Below are 23,989 nucleotides of genomic sequence, written 5' to 3'. Positions count from 1 at the left end.
TGATGACCTGAAATGACGTGTTACATGGCCCGCACTCAGCGGGCCTTTTTTGTTCAACGTCTTACACGCTTTCGGATACCCCTGACGCACGCTTCAGATGCGTCCAATATCGATCCGCGGCAGAAAATGCCAGGCTCTACAGATAAGTTTCTTTATACCCTGTAGGAGACTGGCACATGGGAAATAGCGTCGCCGACAAGACAATTTATCTGTTCGCCACAATCGGTGCACTGACAAGATATTGCCGTTATTGGGGTGAAGACGCGCTCGCAAGATGGGAACACCGCGCATGATGCGCCTTGTTCTCTGTGTGGGTGATCAACCCGAAACAGGCGGCTATATCGATCCCATGATGATCGACGTGCCGAATTCGATCATGGGTCATCCCATCGCATTTATCGGCGGCGCAGCGTTTTGCAATGCGTGCCGCAGTGTTGGCGTGATCGCCAAAGCAGGTGGTCCGAGGCGAGGAAAACACTGCGGCACTGAGATCGCACTCGATGGTGACGTTCTGCTTTGCAAGTGCCCCACGTCACCGCGCATGGTGGCGGCCATGCAAAACATTTCACGACACGACGATATGGCCGAGTCCATGGGCACGGTGATTTCGAGCTGGACCGTGAACGGCGGGGTTTCGTCTGTTGCCATGGGTGTTTACGACGAACAGATCGAAGCGAAGCAAGGCAGGGTGCTCGAAGGTTATCCCTACTTCATTGAAACCGAAGATGGGCGCGTTCTTCGTGGACAGGTCGATTCCCGCCGTCTCATACCGCGTGTCTATACCGAAACGTCTGGCAAGTACACCGTGTTTTGGGGCGACGAAGCCCTTGCGAAACAACAAGGAAACTGACAATGCCAAACAAGCCGACCGTGGTCAGAACCAACTCGACACCCGGCTCTATCAAGGTAGTGGAACTGAAGGTGCTGACCTTTCAGGAACTGTGGGATAACTATCCATCTGGTGACCCATACGATGATCCGACGGGACAATACAAAAACCAGTGTGCGATTCGCATGAGCATCGCATTCCATCGTGTCGGTATCGCGATGCTATCTTTCTCCCAAAAGCTGGTGAAGCCAGCTCCACGCAGGAAAGACGTTGGTCGTCTCTTGCTTGACGGCAAACCGACGGCAACCCGCGCCTATGAGCTGGCCGAATGGTTGCAATTGCGACCAATCGCGGGGCTCCAGCAAGCCGAAAACGTCACCGGTCCAGATTGGGTAAGTAAGGTCGAAAGGCGTACCGGCATCTTGTTCTTTTACGGATACTGGAAGCAGGACGGCGATTCGACGGATGATCTCAGTGGTGGACACATCGACCTGTGGAACGGTGAGAAACTGACAGGATTCGGTACAGGCCTTCGTGTCCATTGGAATATTGTGATTTCCGGCATCTGGTCGGATTTTCGAAAATCCAAGACCATTCTGTTTTTCCCGATTCGGTGAACGTCATGAGAGTGTTAGCGGGATTCTTTGTGGGAATGATCTCTTCCAGCCTCGTTTGTTGGGGAGGGCTTGTTTTTTGGGGAACAGTCGTTTTGCACGGTCAAGGCAGTCTGTTCGACACCAATCCGACAATCGCTAACGCTTTCTTTATATGCTGGGGAGCTTTATCCATGCTTTGCGGGATAGCGGGCGCGCTGTATAGCGAGAAGGCTCACAGACGGTGGCATGGCTAGGCTGGGCGTCAAAGAAAAAGGCGCGAATTTCATCGCGCCTTTTCTACTACTGCGGCGTATTGGCCGCTAGTGATCTTCAGTGTGCAACGGCAGAAACCTGTGCCCCCGCTTCTGCTCGCGACGCGACCTTTGTGCGCACCGGCTTGGGCCGCGCGGTATCCGCGGGTTTCGCGCTCAGCCTGTCATCTGATTTCTTCCGCACCGCCTCGGACAGAAGACTCGCGGCACGTTTGGCGGTGATGCGGCTATGAGGCACGTCCTTCGCATCAAGCGCGATCACCTGGTACAGTTCACGGTCGCATTCAATCTCGCGCTCGTACCCCTCGCCAGTTTCGACAAGCAGTTCCAGCAACGCCTGTTGGCTTTGCCGTTCCTCTCTTGTCATGCAGGGAGTCCTACGTATTGAGGCCGCAAGCGTAACCAGTCGCTTAAGTTGATCCAACTGCCGGTTGCATAAATCGAAAGCTGAGAGCGCGAGTTTCTCGTATTGGAGCGCATCAACGGGCGCGCGTGAGGGTGCTTGAGAGTTCTTGGTAGATTTGCTCATGGTGCGATTTCCGGTTCGTTCCTGAATCGCCCGACACTCGCTGAAAGATGGGGTGAGCGGGCACGTGGCGAGGTTGACAGACCGGGCGAAATACGAAACCGGCGAGCCTCTCGGCTCCCTCACCACGACCCGCCCATTGAACGCGGCGCGCGTAGGTGAGCACTACCCACTTTCGCGGGCAGTGCCGTACTTCGCTGCGGGCTGTCAAACCCGCGCCGTTTTGTCTAACGGCAGGAACAATCTAACGCACCTATTTTTTAAGACGATCAACCAAACAGGCTAAACGCGCGAATTATAACTAATCTTTACATTTGACCTGGCGCGTACCCTGTACTGATTTTCATCCGGCGCACGCAAGCGCTCGATCACCCTTCGGCACGCTACGCGGTCTGCCCTATCAAGCCGCTACAAACTCACCTGCGTTAACCTTCCGCGGCGCAGCCGCAGCCCCACCTCGCCGACCAGCAAGAGAAGAATCCCCGCTCCCCGTCTGAAACACAGCCACCGCCGAAGTCAACCTGCGAGCCTGATCCTCCAGCGAGCTAGCAGCCGCAGCAGCCTGCTCAACCAGCGCGGCATTCTGCTGCGTCACCTCATCCATCTGCGCAACAGCCAGATTCACCTGATCGATCCCGGTGCTCTGCTCAAGCGCAGCCGCCGCGATCTCACCCATGATCGAACTCACACGCGAAATCGAATTGACGATCTCGGTCATCGTCGACCCCGAGCGCTCGACCAACTGCGACCCTGCCTGCACGCGAGCCGTCGATGCATCGATCAACCCCTTGATCTCCTTCGCCGCCGCGGCGCTTCGCTGTGCCAACGACCGCACTTCGCTCGCCACCACCGCAAACCCACGGCCCTGCTCACCCGCGCGCGCCGCCTCGACCGCCGCATTCAACGCCAGAATATTGGTCTGGAAAGCAATCCCTTCGATCACGCCGACAATATCGGCAATCCGCCGCGAGTCGTCGACGATGCCATGCATCGTGCCCACCACCTGCTCCGTCAGATCGCCACCCTGTGCAGCGAGACTCGACGCACCCTGCGCCAGCGAGCTCGCCTGCTTCGCGTTGTCCGCGGTCTGTTTGACCGTCGAGGTCAGCTCTTCGATGCTCGCCGCCGTTTCTTCGAGCGATGCGGCCTGCTCTTCGGTACGCTGCGACAGGTCGGTATTGCCCGCGGCAATCTCGCTCACGCCCGTATCGATCGATTCCGTGCCGTGACGCACGGCATTCACCGTCTCGATCAGCGAGTCCTGCATCTTGCGCAACGCCGCGGCGAGACGGCCCATTTCGTTATTGCTCGTCACGTCGATCTGGCTGGTCAGATCGCCATTGGCAATTCGCTGGAACTGCGCGATGGTCGCGTCGACCGGGCTAACAATCGCCCGCACCATCACCGCCCGCCCGATCAATGCACCCAGCAGCGACAACCCCATGCCGACCGCCACCGCAATGCAGATTGCGTAGAACAGGTCCTGTGCGTCCTGATAACGCTGCGCACCGTGATCGATTTGCAATTGCTCGAGCGTGAGCATCGCCTTCTCGTACGCGCTATAGAGCGACGGCAGCTTGTGCGCCTGCAACTGCTCGAATGCGTTTTTGTCACCCGCCTTGAGCGCGGCCAGCGCCGGCTCGACACCGTCGTGCAGGAAGGTATCGCGCTTGTCCTGCATGTCCTTGATCAGGCGCTGTTCGTCGGCATCCGTGCTCGCGCGGCTCACATAATGGGCAAGGCGATCATTCGATGCTTTCTGATACTGATCAAAGCGCTTGAGCACCGCGTTCGCGCCGTCCTGATCGTTCAGATCGACCAACGATGCGTATGTCGCCAGCGCCAGACGCAGGCGCAGCAGTTGTCCAGCGCTGCCTTCGAGGTCCGCGACTGCGGGCGTGTCTACGGTGTACATCTGCTGCAGCGACGCGTTGCTCGAACGCAACGACAGCAGTCCGGCGGCGGCGCCGAACAGCAGCACCAGGCCGAAGAACACGATCATCAGGGTAAGGCAGGTTCGAATCGACAAATTTTTCAACATCGGGCTGGTCTCCATTGGGCTGCCTGACCGAATGTTCAGAAAACTCCCCTCGGCCACGCGTGCTGCGCCCAAGCCCATCCGGCCAGGTCCGCAACCTTTGATCAAAATTTAAGCGAATGCCACATAGATGGTCTACGGCGGGATTACAAAAAACTTTATGGTTGATGGCGCATACAGTTGCGATACATCAACATACGAGCGGAAGTCGGCCGCTGTTTGGGCAGGGGCATTTGCGGGACTACCCGGGTGGCCGGCAGGCGGTGGTTGGTAGAAAGTGACGAGGCACGCGTCTCCGGAGCATTTCTATGTCAGAAATAGGCTCGGCCCTGCTGGTTTTCGCTTTATTGCTTGTCGGAACCGGCCTAGGCGTCTGGGTGCGACCGTTGCTGCCAGAAGAGCACAAGGCTCACGAAACCGTGCAACTCATCCAGCTGGTTATCGGCATGCTGGTGACGTTTGCCGCTTTAGTGCTCGGGTTGATGACGGCGTCCGCGAAATCCAGTTTCGATACCGAATCGAATGATTTGCGCACCTATGCGGCCGACCTGATCGAGTTCGACACCACCTTGCGGGAATACGGCAGCGATACCGATGAGGCCCGCAACCTGCTGCGGGTGTACACCGCAGCGGCGATTGCATCGACATGGCCGGGCGAGACGGCTCCATCCGGTGACTATCCGAGGAACATCGGCACACAGGACAACTCGCAGAAGCTGGAGAACGTGAGGCTCGGCGACATGCTGACCGCGGTGGGAAGGCAGTTGCGGCAACTGCGAGCGCACGACCCGTTGCAACAGCGCGCGCTCAATGATGCCTTGACGCAATATCGGCGAACGGTGGATGCCCGCTGGAAAATCATCGAGGAAGCGCACAGCTCGATTTCTATGCCTTTTTTGATGACACTGACGTTCTGGTTGTGCGTGATTTTTCTCAGCTTCGGATTGATCGCGCCGCGCAATGCGTTGGCTTTGGTCACGATCTCGCTTGGGGCAGTTTCTATTGCTTCCGCTATCTACGTGATCGTCGATCTGGATACGCCGTTTTCCGGGCCGATTGTCGTTTCCAGTTCGCCGATGAGAGATGCGTTGGAGCATCTCAGGCGGTGATTTCTTTGAGTTTGGCGGCGGCGTTTCCCGACTGAGTGCGCGGAGCACGCACTTCTTTCCGTCTCATTGATGCTGATGCGCAAATAAAAAAACCCCGCCTCTCGAGCGGGGTCTTTTGCATCGGTCAACTCGCGTGCGGGTCGATCAAAACGGAATATCGTCATCCATCTCATCAAACCCACCGCCAGCCGGCGCGCTCGGACGGCTTGAACCACCGCCGCCACCACCGCTGCCGCCACGCGAAGCGCCACCACCCGAAACCGCGCGACCACCGCCACCGCCGCTACGCTCCGACGGCTCACCGCGGCTATAACCGCCTTCATCGCCACCACCACCGCCCGACGAGCCACCACGGCCACCCAGCATTTGCATCTGCTCGGCGACGATTTCGGTCGAGTAACGGTCGGTGCCGTCCTGAGCCTGCCACTTGCGGGTGCGGATGCGCCCTTCCAGGTACACCGACGAACCCTTCTTCAGATATTCGTTCACGATTTCAGCGAGCCGGCCGAAGAACACCACACGGTGCCATTCGGTTGCTTCCTTCATTTCGCCGGACGTCTTGTCCTTGTACCGATCCGTTGTCGCAAGGCGGATGTTCGCCAGTGCGTCGCCGCTCGGAAGATAACGGACTTCCGGATCGGCTCCGAGATTGCCGACGAGAATGACCTTGTTCACGGATGCCATGAGTTTCTCCTGTTGATTCTGTTACGGGCGGCGCGGCAACACACGATTCACGTCTCAAGCCAGCGGGCCAGAGACCGGAACTGCGCCTCAGCCCGCCGCCTGGTGAGTTCTGAGTAAGCCTTTTTACGCCTTGCGCGGCGGCTGTTTCATATTTGCCGCGATTATAAGCCAGCAAAAGACGAGCCCCGAGCAAGTGAAAAACACAGCGCTCTGACCATCCACTTTCAGCAGCCAGCCGCCGACCACCCCGCCCAGCGCAAGACCAATCGACTGCGTGGTGTTGTACACGCCGGCCGCCGCCCCCTTGCGGGTTCCCGGGGCCAGTTTCGACACCAGCGAAGGCTGCGACGCCTCAAGAATATTGAAGCCCAAAAAGTAAACAAAGAGGATCGCCGCCACAGTCAGAATCGTATGCGGTGCGACGCCCAACAACAACTGTCCGATCAGGATAAGACCGATTGCGGAAAGGAGCACGATTTTCATTTTTCCGCGCTTTTCCGCGGCGATGATCGCCGGGACCATCATCACGAAAGAGAGGCCCATCACCGGCAAATACACCTTCCAGTGCGACGCGACCGGCAGGCCGCCCGCTTCGAGAATGCGCGGCACGACGAGGAACAACGCGGTTTGCGTGGCGTGCAGCACGAGCACGCCAAAATTCAGACGCAGCAACTCGACGTTATGCAGCACCTCGGCGAACGGCGCGCGCACGTGCACGGGCTTGGGCGCATCCGGCACGACCCACAGCACGAGACCAATCGCCAGAATCGAGAAAATGCCGACCAGCGTGAACAGGCCGCTCATGCCGACCCACTGGAACACGATCGGCGCACCGACAATCGCCACCGCGAACGAAACGCCAATACTGCCGCCAACCATTGCCATCGCCTTGGTGCGATGCTCTTCGGAGGTCAGGTCGGCGATAAACGCGATCACTGCGGACGACACCGCGCCCATGCCCTGAATCACCCGCCCGACAATGATCCACGTCATGTCGTGCGCGCCCGCCGCGACGAAGCTGCCAAGCGCGAAAATCAGGAGACCGGTCGCAATGACCGGTTTGCGGCCGACTTTGTCGGAGATCCAGCCATAGAAGATGTACAGCATCGACTGCGTCACGCCGTACGCACCCAGCGCGATCCCCACCAGCAGCACGTTGTCGCCGCCGGGGATGGTCTTCGCGTAGATCGAGAACACCGGCATGATCATGAAGAGACCGAGCATGCGCAGCGCGAAGATGGCGGCGAGCGACACGGTCGCGCGCATTTCAGGCGCGCTCATGCGTGAGGATGTAGCGGACGGATTGGACATCGGGAACGTTCTTTGAATGAGCGGGGCGGCAAACATACGGCGCGGCATTCGGGCCGGCGGCCTTGCCAGACGCTCGTCCGGCGCCTCGCGGCGCCTTGTACTCGCGAAAAATGGCCCCAGTTAGGCCTCTTTCCCGCGGCGCTGGACCGCAGCCTTACAGCTTGCCTTGCACCTTCTTCGGGCTGTCAGGAAGCCGTAACGGCGGTCTTGAAAAGTCGTTATAGTAGCAGGTTTAGCCTCCTCCTCTTTCCGCCAGGTCACGGGCCAAGTCTTGGAATAACGCGTGGAACAAATCCGTATCCGTGGGGCTCGCACCCACAACCTGAAGAACGTTAATCTCGACCTCCCACGTCACAAGCTCGTCGTGATTACGGGCCTATCCGGCTCGGGTAAATCGTCGCTCGCGTTCGATACGCTCTATGCGGAAGGACAGCGCCGCTACGTCGAAAGTCTCTCCGCTTACGCCCGCCAGTTCCTGCAATTGATGGAAAAGCCGGACGTCGACCTGATCGAAGGCCTCTCGCCGGCGATTTCGATCGAACAGAAGGCAACCTCGCACAATCCGCGTTCCACGGTCGGCACCGTCACCGAAATTCACGACTATCTGCGGCTATTGTTCGCCCGGGTCGGCACGCCGTACTGTCCGGACCACGAAATTCCGCTGGAAGCGCAAAGCGTCTCGCAGATGGTCGACGCGGCGCTCGCGCTGCCGGAAGAAACCAAGCTGATGATCCTCGCGCCGGTGGTGGCGAACCGCAAAGGCGAACACGTCGAGCTTTTCGAAGAGATGCAGGCGCAGGGCTTCATCCGTTTTCGCGTGCGTTCGGGCGGCGGCACGGCCAACGAAGGCGTCGCGAAGATCTATGAAGTCGACTCGCTGCCCAAGCTCAAGAAAAACGACAAGCACACGATCGACGTGGTCGTCGACCGGTTGAAAGTGCGCGGCGATATGAAGCAGCGCCTCGCCGAATCGTTCGAAACGGCACTGCGTCTCGCCGACGGCCGCGCGATCGCACTCGAAATGGATACGGACAAGGAGCATCTGTTCAGCTCGAAGTTCGCCTGCCCGATCTGCTCGTATTCACTGCAGGAACTGGAGCCGCGCCTCTTCTCGTTCAACAACCCGATGGGCGCGTGCCCGGAGTGCGACGGCCTCGGCCAGATCACCTTCTTCGATCCGAAGCGGGTTGTCGCGCATCCGTCGCTGTCGCTGGCAGCGGGCGCGGTGAAGGGCTGGGACCGGCGTAATCAGTTTTACTTCCAGATGCTGCAGAGTCTCGCGGCGTTCTACGAGTTCGACATCGACACGGCCGTCGAAGACCTGCCCGAGAAAGTCCGCAAGATTCTGCTGTTCGGTTCGGGCAAGCAGGAGATTCCGTTCTCATACATCAACGAGCGCGGCCGCACTTCCGTGCGCGAGCATGTGTTCGAAGGGATCATCCCGAACCTGGAGCGGCGTTATCGCGAGACCGATTCGGTTGCGGTACGTGAAGAGCTCGCCAAGTATCAGAACAACCAGCCCTGCCCCGCTTGCGCCGGCACGCGGCTGCGTCGGGAAGCGCGTTTCGTGCGGATCGGCTCGAACAGCGACGCGCGCGGCATCTTCGAAATCAGCGGCTGGCCGTTGCGTGACGCGCTCGGCTATTTCCAGACGCTGCGGCTCGAAGGCTCGAAGCGTGAGATCGCCGACAAGGTCGTCAAGGAAATCGTCGCGCGCCTGATGTTCCTGAATAACGTCGGGCTCGATTACCTGTCGCTGGAACGCAGCGCGGAAACGCTGTCGGGCGGTGAAGCACAGCGGATTCGCCTCGCCTCGCAGATCGGTTCGGGTTTGACGGGCGTGATGTACGTGCTGGACGAGCCGTCGATCGGTCTGCATCAGCGCGACAACGACCGGCTGATTGCGACGCTCAAGCATTTGCGCGACCTGGGCAACTCGGTGATCGTCGTCGAGCACGATGAAGACATGATTCGCATGGCCGACTATGTGGTCGACATGGGTCCGGGCGCGGGCGAACACGGCGGCATGGTGATCGCCGAAGGCACGCCCAAGCAGGTCGAGGCGAACGCGGCATCGATGACCGGGCAATACATGTCCGGCGCCCGCAACATCGAATTCCCGGACGAGCGCAAGGAACCGGACGAGCGCCGTCTGCGCATCGTCGAGGCATACGGCAACAATCTGCAGCACGTCTCGCTCGATCTGCCGGTCGGTTTGCTGACCTGTGTGACCGGCGTATCTGGTTCGGGCAAGTCCACGCTGATCAACGACACGCTGTACCACGCTGTCGCGCATCACCTGTATGGCTCGTCCACCGAGCCGGCGCCGTACGAATCGATCGAAGGTCTGGAGCACTTCGACAAGGTCATCAACGTCGACCAGTCGCCGATCGGCCGCACGCCGCGCTCGAATCCGGCCACTTACACGGGCTTGTTCACGCCGATCCGCGAACTGTTCGCGGGCGTGCCCGCGGCGAAAGAACGCGGCTACGAAGCAGGCCGCTTCTCGTTCAACGTGAAGGGCGGCCGCTGCGAATCCTGCCAGGGCGACGGCGTGCTGAAGGTGGAAATGCACTTTTTGCCGGACGTCTACGTTCCCTGCGACGTCTGTCACGGCAAGCGCTACAACCGCGAAACGCTGGACGTCCAGTACAAAGGCAAGAACATCAGCGAAGTGCTCGACATGACGGTGGAGAATGCCTACGAGTTCTTCAAGCCGGTGCCGGTCGTCGCGCGCAAGCTGAAAACCTTGCTGGACGTGGGTCTCGGCTATATCCGGCTGGGCCAGTCGGCTACTACCCTGTCGGGCGGCGAGGCACAGCGCGTCAAACTTTCGTTGGAACTGAGCAAGCGCGACACGGGTCGCACGCTATACATCCTGGACGAGCCGACCACCGGTCTGCACTTTCACGACATCGCATTGCTGCTGGAAGTCATTCATCGTTTGCGAGACCAGGGTAATACCGTCGTGATCATCGAGCATAATCTCGATGTAATAAAGACCGCCGACTGGGTCATCGATCTCGGCCCCGAAGGCGGTGCCGGCGGCGGTCAGATCATTGCGCAAGGCACGCCGGAGCAGGTTGCCAAGTCGAAGGCAAGTTTTACCGGTAAGTATCTGGCGCCTCTGCTGAAACGCATTGCCAGTAGAAAGTAACGCTGCACAACACGGGTTGGAGACTGAATAAGCCATGGCCAAGCGGAATCAGGCGAGCGACGACGGGCAAGTGCGGGACCTACGCCCACGCCCGGTCAGGCTGACTAGCGACATGAGCCTGCCGAAGCTGTCGGCGGTCGAAATCGGCAGTTACGTGCTGATGCTGATCGGAATGTGGGCGGTCATCGAACTGAAGCTGCTCGGCGCCTTGCTCGCCGGGCTGCTCGTGTTTCAACTCGTGCACACCATCGCGCCGCGCATCGAACGGCATATGTCGAGTCAGCGCGCGCGCTGGCTCGCGGTGGTAATCCTCTCGGCCGTGATAGTCGGTGCATTGACGGGGCTGACGCTCGGCATCATCGAACATTTCGAGAACGACGTGCCGAGCGTGCAGAAACTGCTCGACCAGGCGATGCAGCTAATCGACCAGGCGCGCGGCCGGATTCCGCAATTCGTCGCCAACTATCTACCGGTCGATACCGACCAGATGAAGGCCAAGGCGGCCGAGCTGATGCAGACTCACGCGAACATGCTGCAGCAAAGTGGCAAGACCGCGGCGCGCGGCTTCACGCACATTCTGATCGGCATGATCATCGGCGCGATCATCGCGGTCGGGGCGCAGAAGCATATGCAACGGCTGCCGCTGTCCACGGCGTTTGTCACGCGCGTGACACGTTTCGCCGACGCCTTCCGCCGCATCGTGTTCGCTCAGGTGAAGATTTCCGCGATCAATGCGGTCTTCACCGGCATCTTCCTGCTGGTGGTCCTGCCGATCTTTCACGACACGCTGCCGCTCTCCAAAACGCTGGTGCTGGTGACGTTTATCGTCGGCTTGCTGCCGGTGATCGGCAATCTGATCTCGAACACGATCATCGTCGCGGTGGCGCTCTCGGTGAGTTTTCCTGCTGCGATCATGTCGTTGGTATTCCTGATCCTGATTCACAAGCTTGAATACTTCCTGAACGCGCGCATCGTTGGTGGTCAGATCGAGGCGCGCGCATGGGAACTGCTGATCGCGATGCTCGTGATGGAAGCCGCGTTCGGCATCCCTGGCGTGGTGGCGGCGCCGATCTTCTATGCGTATATCAAGCGGGAATTGATTTATCTGCGGCTGGTGTGAACGTCGACCAGCCTGCGATGCAGACTTAGTGGACGGGCGAAAAGCGACACTTCGGTGCCGCTTTTTTTACGCCAACAGTCTTCAGGAGACCAGATCCATGCGGCGCCAATCACTTACAGAAAACTTGCGGCGGACCACTTGATTCGCATAAGATGCGAACAATTCCCATTTGCATTCTGACACTGTGACCCGCTGTTTCCCTTCGTTTTCCGTTCCGCCGGCTCACTTATGAGGCGGCAACTCGTCCGCCTGCACCGCTGGTTCGGTGTCGCCATTGCGTTGTTTCTGTTCGTCGCCGGCCTGACCGGCGCGATCATCGCGTGGGATCACGAACTCGATGCGGCGCTGAACCCGTCGTTCTTCAAAGCGCGCACCGCCGGTCCGGCGCTGTCCGGACTCGAACTGGCGCGCCGCGTAGAAGCCGCCGATCTGCGCCTGCAGGTGACGTATCTGCCGCTCGACGCCGAACCCGGCCACACGCTGCAGATGATGGTGCTGCCGCGTACCAACCCCGCGACGAAGCAGCCCTACCCGCTCGACTTCAACCAGATTGCCGTCGACCCCGCCACCGGCGACATTCAGGGCCGGCGCGAATGGGGCGCCGTTTCACTCGCGCGGCTCAATCTGATTCCGTTCATCTACAAGCTGCACTACACGTTGCATTTGCCGTTCACCGGCGGCGTCGATATCGGCACGTGGCTGATGGGCATCGTTGGAATCGTGTGGCTGTTCGATAGCGTGGTCGCCCTATGGCTGTCGTTTCCGAGCCTCAAGGCATGGCGCAAGTCGTTTGCATTCCGCCTCGGACGCGGCGGCTATGCGCTCACTTTCGATCTGCATCGTTCGGGCGGCGTGTGGATCTGGGGCCTGCTGGTGATCGTCGCGCTAACGTCGGTATCGATGAATCTGTCAGGGCCCGTGGTTCGGCCAGTCGTGTCGCTAGTCTCAAAGCTCACGCCGGATCCGATCAACAACCCCGAAATTCTGCGTGCGCCGCAGCCCGGCGATCAGGTACTGAGCCGCGAGCGCATCGTGCAGCTAGCCGAGCAAGCCGGTAAGGCGCAGAACCTGAAGGTGCCGCCAGGCGGCGTCTACTACGCGGAATTCCTGCACGCCTACGGCGTCGGCTTCTACGCAACCGGCAACGATCACGGTGATCTCGGCCTCGGCAATCCGTGGATGTATTGGGACGCGGCCACCGGCAAGCAACTCGGCGCGCAGATTCCTGGCAAGGGCACAGCGGGCGACATCTTCATGCAGGTGCAATTCCCCCTGCACTCGGGACGCATCCTCGGTATCGGTGGACGGATTCTGATTAGCGCGATGGGGATTGCAGTCGCCGTACTGAGCGCAACGGGACTACTGATCTGGCTGAAGAAACTGAATGCGCGCCGCCGTTCCGCACAAAACGCACGGCTCGCGCCGGACGCGCGGAATGCGAGTGGCTCCGCAATGCGCTCTTGATCTGAAGAGGGAGCGCCGACTCATTCGGCGCAAGCTTGCAGCGGGGTGATGCGGCCACGGCTTGACCGCCCCACTGCAAGCACATCAACTACGTTTAACGAAACACCACCGTCTTGCTGCCGTTCAACACGACGCGATGCTCGACGTGCCACTTTACCGCACGCGCAAGCGTCACGCACTCGACGTCGCGGCCGATTGCCGTCAGTTGCTCCGGCGTCATGCTGTGGTCGACGCGCTCCACACCTTGCTCGATGATCGGACCTTCGTCGAGATCTGTCGTTACGTAGTGGGCCGTTGCGCCGATCAGCTTCACACCTCGGTCGAATGCCTGGTAATACGGCTTCGCGCCCTTGAAGCTCGGCAGGAACGAGTGGTGAATATTGATCGCGCGGCCGGCGAGCGATTCGCACAGTTGCGGCGAAAGAATCTGCATGTAGCGCGCGAGCACTACCAGATCCGCTTGATGCTCGTCGATCACTTCAAGCACGCGCGCTTCCTGCGCGGCCTTCGCGTCGGGCGTGCCGCCCATCAGCGGGAAGTGATGGAACGGAATGTCATAGCTGGCCGCGAGCTGATAGAACTCCTTGTGGTTCGAGATGATCGCCGGAATCTCGATACCCAATTGACCGGTGCGATAGCGGAACAGCAGGTCGTTCAGACAATGGCCGATCTTCGACACCATGATGACGACGCGCGGCTTCACCGACGCATCGTGCAATTCCCAGCGCATACCGAACTGCTCAGCGAGCGTGGCGAACGACGTACGCAACACGTCCTGGCCCGGATCGCCGCCGACCTGCTGAAAATGCACGCGCATGAAGAACTCGCCGGTGCGGCTATCGCCGAACTGCGCCGAGTCGAGAATATTGCTGCCACGCTCGAACAGAAAGCCCGAAACCGCGTGGACGATGCCGGGCCGGTCGGCGCACGACAGTTTGAGGATAAAGCTGTGATCGGTCGACATGACCTGGGTGACTCCCTTCTTCAGTGCGTAGTTTGTTCGGTGTGTCTTATTCGATGCAGCGTGCTACAGCGTGATCTGGCTTGTCCGCCGAACCTGCACCCGCGCCTGACTAGCGCTTATGCAAGCACCGGTGGCGCGAACAGCGTCTCGATGCCCGGACACGCGTCTTCGTCGATCCAGCGGCGGCGCAGCAGGCAATCCAGCGTAGCCAGACTCGCATCCACAGTCATCGCGCCTTCTTCAATCCAGCGCGCCACTTCGTCGATGCGCGCGAGCCGGTGTTCACCCACTTCGCCGTCTTGATTGCGCGGCGCGAAATCGGCCGGCAGCGCGAGGTCGTAGATAAAAATCTGTTCGGCCTGCGTGCCTTCCGGCAACGATTGCAGCACATGCGCAGTGCGTCCAGCCGTGGCACGCGCGGCGATCTCCTCGGGAATACCGGCTTCTTCCCAGCACTCCTTGATGATCGTCGCCTCGATGCCGAAGCCCCAGCCAATCCCGCCTGCGACGACATTGTCGAGCATGCCCGGGTCGGTGGCCTTGGTGTCGCTGCGGCGCGCGATCCACAATTGCGGCGCGCCATCCGCGTATTCTACGACGCCGTTCAGATGCACCGCGTAGGTCATCGTGCCGAAGAAGCGCGACGCCGCGCGTTCGATGTAGGCGAGCGGCGGTGCATCGAACGCATTGCGGATCGCATAAGTCTCGTTGCGCCAGCCGGGAATGCGGCCCTCGGCGGCAAGTGCGCCAATCACGGAACCGAGCGCCGCGCTGCGCAGATCGACAGTGTTGAACGCGGGCGCGAGCGTGACGCGCGTATTGTCGATTTCAAACACATCGGGCCAGCGCGCGAGCAAGGGCACATCAGTCGAGCGAATCCAGCCGACCTGCTCGGCGTCGATCCAGAACGGCAGATGCGCGTCTATGTCGAAGCGACGCGCGGCGGTGATGCAAGGCAAAGTCATTCAAAACTCCAAACTGGTCTTCAGCTGCGTTCGGTTGGTGTCAGCCGGGCAGCAACGTCAATAGCTTCAATCACGCAAGGCGACGCGAATTCCAATCGCAATGAACGTCGCGCCGGCAAGCCGATCGAGCCACACGCCCACGCGCGGCCGGCGCTTCAGCCAGCCACCGATCATCCCCGCGCACACGCCGAACAGCGAAAACACCACCACGGTCTGCAACATGAACAACACGCCGAGTTCGAGCATCTGCACCGTGACGCTTTGCGTGCCGTGCGGCTGTACGAATTGCGGCAGGAACACGACGAAGAACAGCGTCACCTTCGGGTTCAGCAGATTGCCGAGCACGCTCTGGCGAAACACCGCCTTCAACGGTTGCGGCGCACGCTCGTGCGCGGTGGCGAGGCCCTGGCTGCGCAGCGCCTTGATGCCGATCCAGATCAGATAGGCAGCGCCCGCCAGCTTGATCACTTCAAACGCAACCGGCGACGAACGCAGCAACGCGGCCACGCCAAGCGCGGCCAACGTGGTGTGGAATGTGATGCCGGCGGCAAAGCCGAGCGCGGCGACGAGACCCGCCGCGCGGCCTTGCGAGATGCCACGCGCTAGCACTTGCAGATTGTCGGGGCCAGGCGCCATCGTGATAGCGATCGAGGTCGCGAGGAACAACAGGAAGTTGGGCATCGTTTCTTACCTTCTTTGTGTGCAGGAAGAAGTTGGCATCCAGCGCTCAATGGCCGCCGAATTCAGTCACCGTATAGAGCGGCAGGCCCGCTTTGCGCAGCAAGGCCGAGCCGCCGAGGTCAGGCAGATCGATAATCGCCGCCCCTTCGATCACCACTGCGCCGAGCCGCTCGAGCAGAATCTTGCCGGCCATCATTGTGCCGCCGGTGGCGATCAGATCGTCCATGATCACGACGCGGTCGCCCGGCTTGCAGGCGTCCTCGTGAATCTCGACGGTCGCGGTGCCGTATTCCAGCTCATAGGATTGCGCGACCCGCTTGTACGGCAGCTTGCCCTGCTTGCGGATCGGAATGAAGCCGAGGTTCAGCTCGTAAGCCAGAATCGGCCCGATGATGAAGCCGCGCGCATCCAGCCCGGCGACGTAGTCGAGCTTCGCGTCGATATAGCGCTGGACGAACAGATCGATTAGCACGCGCAGCGACTTCGGCTCCTGCAGGAGCGGCGTGATGTCGCGGAACTGCACACCCGGCTGCGGCCAGTCGGGCACCGTGCGGATATGGCTTTTGATGTAGTCGGCCGCATCGAGCGGCGCGCTCGCGAGCGCGTTGGACATGATGTCTCCGGATGGACCTCGGCGGGTCCGATGAAAGGCTAAATCAGGTTCGGCCGGCGAGGCGCAAGCGGCTCAGCCGTGGCCGGCAACGCCGGCCTCGCCGAAACCACACCCAGGCAACGCCACGCCGGTCGCACCGTTGTTGCTAGGCCGCAGCGGCGCCCGCGCGGCGATGCTTCGAAAGCAGTTCTTCGGCTTCGGCCAACTGTTCGGGCAGACCGCGCAACACCACGATGTCGCTCGCGCGCAGCTTGGTGGACGGGTCCGGCTCGACGCCGCGAATGCCGTGCCGCCGAATGGCCGTCACCTCGACGCCCAGATCGAACAGGCCCAATTCCGCCAGCGTTCGGCCCACCGCGTCCGAGTTTTCGTCGACCGGCACCGATTGTAGCCGCACCTGTTCGTGGCCGTCGTCGTCTTCCATGTCGTCCGCGCCGTGGAAATAGCCGCGCAGCAGCGCGTAGCGCTCGTCGCGCATTTCCTCGACCCGCCGCACCACGCGCCGCATCGGCACGCCCATCAGCACCAGCGTGTGCGAGGCCAGCATCAGACTGCCCTCGACGATTTCCGGAATCACTTCGGTCGCGCCGGCGGCCAGCAGCTTTTCCAGATCGGCGTCGTCGACGGTACGAACGATCACCGGCAGCGTCGGCTCAAGCTCGTGAATATTGTGTAGCACGCGCAATGCCGACGGCGTGTTCGCATAGGTAATCGCGATCGCCGCGGCGCGATGGATACCGGCGGCAAGCAGCGATTCGCGCCGCCCCGCATCGCCGAACACCACGGATTCACCGGCCGCGGCAGCGGCCTGCACGCGATCGGGGTCCAGGTCCAACGCGACATACGACAAACCTTCGTGCTCCAGCATGCGCGCCAGATTCTGCCCGGCCCGGCCGTAGCCGCAAATGATCACGTGACCGCTTTGCTTCAGGCTCTGCGTTGCAATACGCGTCATCTGCAAGGACTGCATCATCCATTCAGTCGACGACAACCGTAGCACGATTCGATCGGCGTTCTGGATCATGAAGGGCGCGGCCAGCATCGACAGCAGCATCGCAGCGAGAATCGCCTGCAACAGGGTGGCGTCGACAAGATGCTTGTCGAGAATCAGGTTCAGCAGCACGAAGCCGAACTCACCGGCTTGCGCGAGGCCGATACCGGTGCGCATCGCGACACCCGGCGACGCACCGAACAGGCGCGAGAGCCCGGTCACCATCACCGCCTTCAGCAGGATCGGGCCGACCAGGAAGCCGAGCACGATGAACGGATGCTCCCAGATCACGCGCGGATTCAGCAGCATGCCGGTCGTGACGAAGAAGAGGCCCAGCAGCACGTCGCGAAACGGCTTGATGTCCTCTTCCACCTGATGGCGGTACGGCGTTTCGGCGATCAACATGCCGGCGATAAACGCGCCGAGCGCGAGCGACAGGCCGAACTTATCCGTGATGAACGCCGCACCGAGCGTCACCAGCAGCAGGTTGAGAATGAACAGTTCCTGCGAACGGCGGCGCGCGACCACGTTGAACCAGCGAGTCATGAAGCGCTGACCCACTATTAACAATAGCGCCAACGCCACGACGATCTTGATCGCGGCCACGCCAAGCGCGCTGACGAGATCTTTCGAATCGCCGCCCAGCGCCGCGATCACGATCAACAGCGGCACCACCGCCAGATCCTGGAACAGCAGCACGCCGAAGATGTTGCGGCCGTGCTCGGTTTCGATCTCGAGCCGCTCAGCGAGCATCTTGCTGACAATCGCCGTCGACGACATCGCCAACGCGCCGCCCAGCGCCACGCTCGCCTGCCACGTAATGTGCACCCAACGCTCAAGCACGAAGCCGAGCGTGACCGCCACAGCAATCGTGCCGATCACCTGCAACAGGCCCAAGCCGAACACGAGCCTGCGCATCGAGCGCAGTTTGGAAAGCGAAAACTCCAGCCCGATCGAAAACATCAGGAACACAACGCCGAACTCGGCCAGGTTCTGTGCGCCCACCGAATCGGGAATCAAACCGAACGCGTGCGGCCCGACGACGATGCCGACCGTCAGATAGCCCAGCATCGGTGGAAGATTCAGAAAGCGAAAAGTCACCACTCCGGCCACTGATGCCAGCAGCAGGAATAGCGTCATTTCGAGGGGGGAAATCATCGGCTAAAACGCATCGGTAAAGCGTCCTCGTTCGTCAGCGGACCGCGCACGAGAAAGGCCGTGCGACAAGGTTGAGGGGCCGGTAAAGGCAGCAATAAAGACAGCGGCTTGGCACAGCAGGCCCGGCGCGGCGAACAAGCGCCTTTGCTATACTCCGCGAATGATAGCGAAAATCAATGGCGACCGGGCACTCGCGCTCGCTCGCGACGTGCTCGACATCGAAGCGGACGCCGTGCGCGCGCTTCGCGATCAACTCGACGATGGTTTCGTCGGGGCGGTCGACTTCATCCTGGGTTGCCGTGGACGCGTTGTCGTTTCCGGCATCGGCAAATCCGGCCATGTGGCCCGCAAGCTCGCGGCCACGCTCGCCAGCACCGGCACACCGGCGTTCTTCGTTCACCCGGCGGAAGCGAGTCATGGCGACCTCGGCATGGTGACGGCAGACGACGTGTTCCTCGCGCTGTCCAATTCCGGTGAAACTGAAGAACTCGTGGCGATCCTGCCGCTCATCAAGCGGCTCGGCGCGAAGCTGATTGCAATGACGGGCCGTCCGTCGTCGAGTCTCGCACAACTGGCCGACGTGCATCTGAATTCTGGCGTGTCAAAAGAAGCCTGTCCGATGAATCTTGCGCCCACCGCCAGCACCACCGCCGCGCTCGCGCTCGGCGATGCGCTCGCGGTCGCGGTGCTGGACGCGCGCGGCTTTGGCCGGGACGACTTCGCCCGTTCGCATCCGGGCGGCGCCCTCGGCCGCCGCCTGCTGACTTATGTGCGCGACGTGATGCGCACCGACGACCAGGTGCCGAAGGTGACGCCTGACGCAACCGTGCGCGACGCGTTGTTCCAGTTGACCGCCAAGCGCATGGGCATGACGGCGATCGTCGATCACAACGATCACGTGACCGGCATCTTCACCGACGGCGACTTGCGCCGCGTGCTCGAACGCGACGGCGATTTCCGCGAACTGTCGATTGCCTCGGTCATGACCGCCGGCCCGCGCACCATCGGTCCGGATCAACTTGCTGTCGAAGCCGTGGAACTGATGGAGCGCCACCGCATCAATCAGATGCTGGTCGTCGACGAAGCAGGCAAGCTGATCGGCGCACTCAACATGCACGACCTGTTCTCGAAGAAGGTGATCTGATGCCCGTCGCCCCCCTTACCGCCACTGAACGCGCAAGCCGCGTCAAGCTGATGATTTTCGATGTCGACGGCGTACTGACCGACGGCGGCCTGCTGTTTACGGCGGAAGGCGACACGATGAAGGGCTTCAACTCGATGGACGGCCACGGCATGAAGCTGCTGCGCCAGGCCGGCATCGAAACGGCGATCATCACCGGACGCAAGTCGGGCATCGTCGCGGTGCGGGCGAAGGAAATGAACATCGCCCACGTCTATCAGGGCGTGCAAGACAAACCCAAGGCTTTCGCCGACCTGCTCGAGCAAACCGGCATGACGGCGGAGCAATGCGGCTATATGGGCGACGACTGGGTCGATCTCGGCGTGATGCTGAAGGTCGGCTTCGCGGCGGCGCCGGCCAATTCGCATCCTGAAGTGATCGCGCGCGCCCATTGGGTCAGCGAGGCGCGTGGCGGCCACGGCGCAGCGCGCGAAGTCTGCGACACCCTGCTGCGCGCGCAACACAAATACGAGGCGCTGCTCGCGGCAGCCTGTAGCGGCGAACAGCGAGGCCTCGTCGGATGAATCGGTTTCGCTGGACCTCACTGATTCCGCTCGTCGCGATGGCCGCGCTCGCCGGCATTACATGGTGGCTGCTGCAAGCCACGCTGCCGCGGCAGAACGAAGGCGTGCTGCGCCCCAAGGAGCACACGCCCGACTACTTCGCGGACAATTTCTCGGTTTCCGAGCTCGATCAGTCGGGCTCGACGCAATACCGTCTGACCGCCCAGTCCCTGATTCACTACGAGGATGACGAGCTGAGCGACCTGGTCAAGCCGGCCATGCGCGCCTTTCAGCCCGGCAAGCCGATCGTCACCGCGACCGGAGACACCGGCACGGTGAACGGCGACGCCTCGATCGTCAATCTGTACGACAACGCGCGCATCGTACGGGCGGCCGGGAACGGCGATCCGCAGATGCAGGCAGATTCGCAGCATTTTAGGGTGCTGGTCAACGACGATGTGATCGAGACCGAAAAGCCGGTTAAACTTCAGCGCGGCATGTCTGTGATGACTGCCAGCGGCATGAACTACAACAACGTCACCCGGGTGATGCAGCTGTTCGGCAATGTGAAGGGCGCGATTGCCGCGTCCGAAGGCTCCGTCAGCTCGCCCAAGCAACCCGGGTAATCCATTCCAGGCGTGACTGCATGAACGAATCGTTCCCCCGTTTTGATACCGGCCGCTCGCGCACCCTGTCCGCGTGCCGCGCCGGACTCGCTGCGCTGATTGTCGCGCTGCCGCTCGCCGGCTTCGCGCCGCTTGCGCACGCCGACCGCGCCGACAAGGACAAGCCGCTGAACGTCGAAGCGGACAACATGACTTACGACGACCTCAAACAGGTCAACATCTTCACCGGCCACGTGGTCGCCACCAAAGGCACGATCGTGATCAGGGCCGATCGGGTCGAAGTGACGCAAGACCCACAGGGCTATCAGTACGCCACCGGCACGTCGAGCGGCGGCAATCTGTCGTATTTCCGCCAGAAGCGCGAAGGCCTCGACGAATACATCGAAGGCACGGCCATCCGGATCGACTACGACGGCAAGCAGGATCTGACCACGCTCACCACCAACGCCACCGTCAAGCGCCTGCAAGGCCTCTCAACGGTCATGGACCAGGTGCACGGCAGCGTCATTACCTATGACGGCCAGAGCGACTTCTACACCGCTAAGGCGGGTAAGGACGTCGCCGGCCCGGGCAACCCGACCGGCCGCGTGCGCGCCATGCTGGCGCCGCGCAATGGCGGCGCAGCGCCGTTGAACGGCGCGTCGGCCACGCTCGCGCCGTCCACCACGATCCAGGGAGCACCGAACCAGTGAGTTCCTCCGCGTCCCTCCCCAATCGCAAACCGGCCGGCACCAGCAGTTCGCTGGTGGTCCGCAACCTGAAGAAGCGCTACGGTTCACGTACGGTCGTCAAAGACGTCTCGCTCGACGTGAAAAGCGGCGAAGTGGTCGGCCTGCTCGGCCCCAATGGCGCCGGCAAGACCACCTCGTTCTACATGATCGTCGGCCTCGTGCCGCTCGATGCAGGTGAAATCGACCTGGACGGCAAGTCGATCAGCTTGCTGCCGATTCACAAGCGCGCATCATTGGGCTTGTCGTATCTGCCGCAGGAAGCATCGGTGTTCCGCAAGCTCAGCGTCGAGGAAAACATTCGCGCGGTGCTGGAATTGCAGGTCGAAGACAACGGCAAGCGGCTCAGCAAGGAAACCATTACGAACCGCACCGAGGCCTTGCTCGACGAACTGCAGATCGCTCACCTGCGTGAGAATCCGGCGCTGTCGCTGTCGGGCGGCGAGCGTCGGCGGGTTGAAATTGCCCGTGCATTGGCCACCAATCCGAGCTTTATTCTGCTCGACGAACCGTTCGCAGGTGTCGATCCGATCGCGGTGCTGGAAATCCAGAAGATCGTTAAATTTCTGAAGCAGCGCAATATCGGCGTGCTGATCACCGACCACAACGTGCGCGAAACCCTCGGCATCTGTGACCACGCCTACATCATCAGCGACGGCAGCGTGCTGGCCGCCGGTGCACCGAGCGACATCATCGAGAACGAAAGCGTGCGGCGCGTCTATCTGGGCGAGCACTTCCGCATGTAAGTGCACAAAGGATTGCCGGCGGTGCGAGCGTGCATCCGCCGGCCCCTTTGCGGCATCCGCACATCAGCATTTTTGACCTGGGCCGTCCCGCGCCCAGCGCCGCCGAAACGGGCGCACGCGTAATTGCGAATGTCGCAATGTATCGCGGTCGTGGCAAACTCTCTACAATGAATCTCAACTTGCCATGAAAGCCAGCCTCCAACTCCGCCTATCGCAGCATCTTGCGCTGACCCCGCAACTGCAGCAGTCCATCCGGCTGCTTCAGCTGTCCACGCTCGAACTGCAGCAGGAAGTCGCAATGGCGATCTCGCAGAATCCACTCCTCGAGAATGAGGACGACTGGATTGCGAGTCCCCTGCGCGTGGCGGCCGACGGCTCACTGATCGCCCAGTCGCCCAATTCCTCCCCACCGTCCGACCAGATGGGCGGCAATACGTCGTCTTCGTCAACCAGCAGCAGCGAGCGCGCCGAGAACGGCGAGCCGCAAGGTGTCGACGAATACAACGGCCTCGCGAGCGACAACAACGGCGACGCGTCGCAATGGGATCTCGGCGACTATGGCCGCTCCGGCAATGCCTCGGACGACGACGATCTGCCGCCGCTGCAAATCCATGAATCGAGCACCTCGCTGCGCGATCACCTGATGGCGCAACTTCGCGTCACCCAGGCGAGCCAGCGCGACCGTGCGCTGATCACCTTCCTGATCGAATCGCTCGACGACGACGGCTATCTAGCCGCCACGCTCGAGGAAGTGCTGACCGATCTGCCCGAAGAGCTCGAGGTCGATCTCGACGAAATGAACGCTGCGCTTGCGCTGCTGCATAGCTTCGACCCGGCAGGGGTCGGCGCGCGCTCCGCGTCCGAGTGCCTCAAGCTGCAATTGCTGCGGCTCGAACACTCGTCTACACGCACGCTTGCGCTCGACATCGTCGCCCATCATCTGGAACTGCTCGCGGCGCGCGATTTCACGCGCCTGCGCAAACACCTGAAGGCAAACGACGACGATCTACGCGATGCGCATGTGTTGATCCGCTCGCTCGAGCCGTTTCCCGGCGCCGCTTACGGCAAGGCGGAAGCGGACTATGTCGTGCCGGACATCATGGTGCGCAAAACGGCACAGGGCTGGCAGGCGGAACTCAATCCGGAAGTGGTACCGAAGCTGCGCATCAACCATCTGTACGCGAATATTCTGCGCAATAACCGGGGCGATCCGGGCAGCGGATCGTTGCGCCAGCAACTGCAGGAAGCACGCTGGCTGATCAAAAATATCCAGCAGCGTTTCGAAACGATCCTCAGGGTCGCGCAAGCCATTGTCGAGCGTCAAAAGAGCTTTTTTGTCCACGGCGAAATTGCCATGCGCCCCTTGGTTTTGCGAGAAATTGCTGATACGCTGGGCCTACACGAGTCAACTGTCTCCCGTGTGACAACCGGTAAATACATGCTGACCCCATTCGGGACGCTTGAATTTAAGTACTTCTTCGGATCACACGTTTCGACTGACACGGGCGGCGCGGCGTCTTCCACGGCGATTCGCGCGCTCATCAAGCAACTGATAGGAGCGGAAAACCCGAAATCTCCTCTTTCAGACAGCCGCATAGCCGAACTGCTGGCGGAACAGGGCTTCGTGGTCGCACGGCGTACCGTTGCGAAGTATCGCGAGGCCCTCAAGATTCCGGCAGTCAACCTGCGCAAGTCTCTGTAGCCCGCCGCCTCCCGCGACGGGCATTT

At 61.1% G+C, this 23,989-nt stretch carries 21 protein-coding genes; 12 read left to right on the top strand and 9 right to left on the bottom strand.

Annotation, left to right across the window (positions count from 1 at the left end; genetic code table 11):
- Positions 1-289: 289 nt before the first annotated feature.
- Positions 290-850 carry a PAAR domain-containing protein gene (locus KHO30_RS27375; protein ID WP_211702898.1) on the top strand — a complete coding sequence of 187 codons (561 nt, stop codon included), beginning with the start codon at positions 290-292 and terminating at the stop codon, positions 848-850.
- A gap of 2 nt (positions 851-852) precedes the next feature.
- Positions 853-1,446, top strand: coding sequence for a type VI secretion system amidase effector protein Tae4 (locus tag KHO30_RS27370; protein WP_211702897.1), 594 nt, complete (start codon positions 853-855; stop codon positions 1,444-1,446).
- Between the two features lie 309 nt (positions 1,447-1,755).
- Here KHO30_RS27370 and KHO30_RS27365 read toward each other — a convergent pair whose 3' ends face one another.
- Both KHO30_RS27365 and KHO30_RS27360 read right to left on the bottom strand, forming a co-directional pair.
- Entirely contained in the window at positions 1,756-2,226 is a 471-nt protein-coding gene (locus KHO30_RS27365) for a hypothetical protein (RefSeq protein ID WP_211702896.1), read from the bottom strand.
- Positions 2,227-2,623: 397 nt separating this feature from the next.
- Positions 2,624-4,264: a methyl-accepting chemotaxis protein gene (locus tag KHO30_RS27360; protein ID WP_211702895.1), complete on the bottom strand. Its 1,641-nt coding sequence runs from the start codon at positions 4,262-4,264 to the stop codon at positions 2,624-2,626.
- Between the two features lie 305 nt (positions 4,265-4,569).
- On the opposite strand from KHO30_RS27360, the gene KHO30_RS27355 reads away from it, so the two are divergent.
- Entirely contained in the window at positions 4,570-5,370 is an 801-nt protein-coding gene (locus KHO30_RS27355) for a bestrophin-like domain (RefSeq protein WP_093643624.1), read from the top strand.
- A gap of 144 nt (positions 5,371-5,514) precedes the next feature.
- Here KHO30_RS27355 and KHO30_RS27350 read toward each other — a convergent pair whose 3' ends face one another.
- Both KHO30_RS27350 and KHO30_RS27345 read right to left on the bottom strand, forming a co-directional pair.
- Positions 5,515-6,054: a single-stranded DNA-binding protein gene (locus KHO30_RS27350; RefSeq protein ID WP_200651393.1), complete on the bottom strand. Its 540-nt coding sequence runs from the start codon at positions 6,052-6,054 to the stop codon at positions 5,515-5,517.
- Between the two features lie 123 nt (positions 6,055-6,177).
- The gene (locus tag KHO30_RS27345) at positions 6,178-7,365 is read right to left on the bottom strand and encodes an MFS transporter (protein WP_167378502.1); all 1,188 of its coding nucleotides are present in this window, start codon (positions 7,363-7,365) and stop codon (positions 6,178-6,180) included.
- 283 nt (positions 7,366-7,648) lie between these two features.
- Here KHO30_RS27345 and uvrA point away from each other — a divergent pair, with 283 nt between their 5' ends.
- From uvrA to KHO30_RS27330, 3 genes are all read left to right on the top strand, one after another.
- Positions 7,649-10,522 (top strand): excinuclease ABC subunit UvrA, encoded by a 2,874-nt coding sequence (gene uvrA, locus KHO30_RS27340; RefSeq protein ID WP_093643659.1) that lies wholly within the window; start codon positions 7,649-7,651, stop codon positions 10,520-10,522.
- A 34-nt stretch (positions 10,523-10,556) separates the two neighbouring features.
- Entirely contained in the window at positions 10,557-11,642 is a 1,086-nt protein-coding gene (locus KHO30_RS27335; RefSeq protein WP_093643661.1) for an AI-2E family transporter, read from the top strand.
- Positions 11,643-11,870: 228 nt separating this feature from the next.
- Positions 11,871-13,106, top strand: coding sequence for a PepSY-associated TM helix domain-containing protein (locus tag KHO30_RS27330; RefSeq protein ID WP_211702894.1), 1,236 nt, complete (start codon positions 11,871-11,873; stop codon positions 13,104-13,106).
- 94 nt (positions 13,107-13,200) lie between these two features.
- Here KHO30_RS27330 and purU read toward each other — a convergent pair whose 3' ends face one another.
- From purU to KHO30_RS27305, 5 genes are all read right to left on the bottom strand, one after another.
- Positions 13,201-14,070 (bottom strand): formyltetrahydrofolate deformylase, encoded by an 870-nt coding sequence (purU, locus tag KHO30_RS27325; protein ID WP_054035832.1) that lies wholly within the window; start codon positions 14,068-14,070, stop codon positions 13,201-13,203.
- Between the two features lie 116 nt (positions 14,071-14,186).
- Positions 14,187-15,035 (bottom strand): NUDIX hydrolase, encoded by an 849-nt coding sequence (locus KHO30_RS27320; protein WP_211702893.1) that lies wholly within the window; start codon positions 15,033-15,035, stop codon positions 14,187-14,189.
- A 66-nt stretch (positions 15,036-15,101) separates the two neighbouring features.
- Positions 15,102-15,716 carry a LysE family translocator gene (locus tag KHO30_RS27315; RefSeq protein WP_171925180.1) on the bottom strand — a complete coding sequence of 205 codons (615 nt, stop codon included), beginning with the start codon at positions 15,714-15,716 and terminating at the stop codon, positions 15,102-15,104.
- A 46-nt stretch (positions 15,717-15,762) separates the two neighbouring features.
- Positions 15,763-16,329 carry an adenine phosphoribosyltransferase gene (locus KHO30_RS27310; protein ID WP_093643671.1) on the bottom strand — a complete coding sequence of 189 codons (567 nt, stop codon included), beginning with the start codon at positions 16,327-16,329 and terminating at the stop codon, positions 15,763-15,765.
- A gap of 145 nt (positions 16,330-16,474) precedes the next feature.
- Positions 16,475-18,478: a monovalent cation:proton antiporter family protein gene (locus tag KHO30_RS27305; RefSeq protein WP_093643673.1), complete on the bottom strand. Its 2,004-nt coding sequence runs from the start codon at positions 18,476-18,478 to the stop codon at positions 16,475-16,477.
- A 160-nt stretch (positions 18,479-18,638) separates the two neighbouring features.
- On the opposite strand from KHO30_RS27305, the gene kdsD reads away from it, so the two are divergent.
- The 6 genes from kdsD to KHO30_RS27275 all read left to right on the top strand — a co-directional run bounded on the left by kdsD (position 18,639) and on the right by KHO30_RS27275 (position 23,963).
- Entirely contained in the window at positions 18,639-19,622 is a 984-nt protein-coding gene (kdsD, locus tag KHO30_RS27300; protein WP_054035827.1) for an arabinose 5-phosphate isomerase KdsD, read from the top strand.
- Positions 19,622-20,182 carry a KdsC family phosphatase gene (locus KHO30_RS27295; protein ID WP_211702892.1) on the top strand — a complete coding sequence of 187 codons (561 nt, stop codon included), beginning with the start codon at positions 19,622-19,624 and terminating at the stop codon, positions 20,180-20,182. The genes kdsD and KHO30_RS27295 overlap by 1 nt, the downstream gene beginning before the upstream one ends.
- Positions 20,179-20,787 (top strand): LPS export ABC transporter periplasmic protein LptC, encoded by a 609-nt coding sequence (gene lptC, locus KHO30_RS27290; RefSeq protein WP_093643677.1) that lies wholly within the window; start codon positions 20,179-20,181, stop codon positions 20,785-20,787. The genes KHO30_RS27295 and lptC overlap by 4 nt, the downstream gene beginning before the upstream one ends.
- A gap of 20 nt (positions 20,788-20,807) precedes the next feature.
- Complete coding sequence (gene lptA / locus KHO30_RS27285) at positions 20,808-21,479, top strand: lipopolysaccharide transport periplasmic protein LptA (protein ID WP_154565559.1); 672 nt, start codon at positions 20,808-20,810, stop codon at positions 21,477-21,479.
- Positions 21,476-22,261 (top strand): LPS export ABC transporter ATP-binding protein, encoded by a 786-nt coding sequence (gene lptB, locus KHO30_RS27280; RefSeq protein WP_093643681.1) that lies wholly within the window; start codon positions 21,476-21,478, stop codon positions 22,259-22,261. The genes lptA and lptB overlap by 4 nt, the downstream gene beginning before the upstream one ends.
- Before the next feature lie 184 nt (positions 22,262-22,445).
- On the top strand, positions 22,446-23,963 hold the full coding sequence (locus KHO30_RS27275) for an RNA polymerase factor sigma-54 (protein ID WP_093643683.1): 1,518 nt from the start codon (positions 22,446-22,448) through the stop codon (positions 23,961-23,963).
- The last annotated feature ends 26 nt before the right edge of the window (positions 23,964-23,989 follow it).

The sequence above is a fragment of the Paraburkholderia aspalathi genome, from assembly GCF_905220735.1.
Classification (GTDB): domain Bacteria; phylum Pseudomonadota; class Gammaproteobacteria; order Burkholderiales; family Burkholderiaceae; genus Paraburkholderia; species Paraburkholderia aspalathi.
The sequence above is the reverse complement of the archived record's forward strand: the minus strand, read 5'-3'. Positions and strand labels throughout refer to the sequence as shown.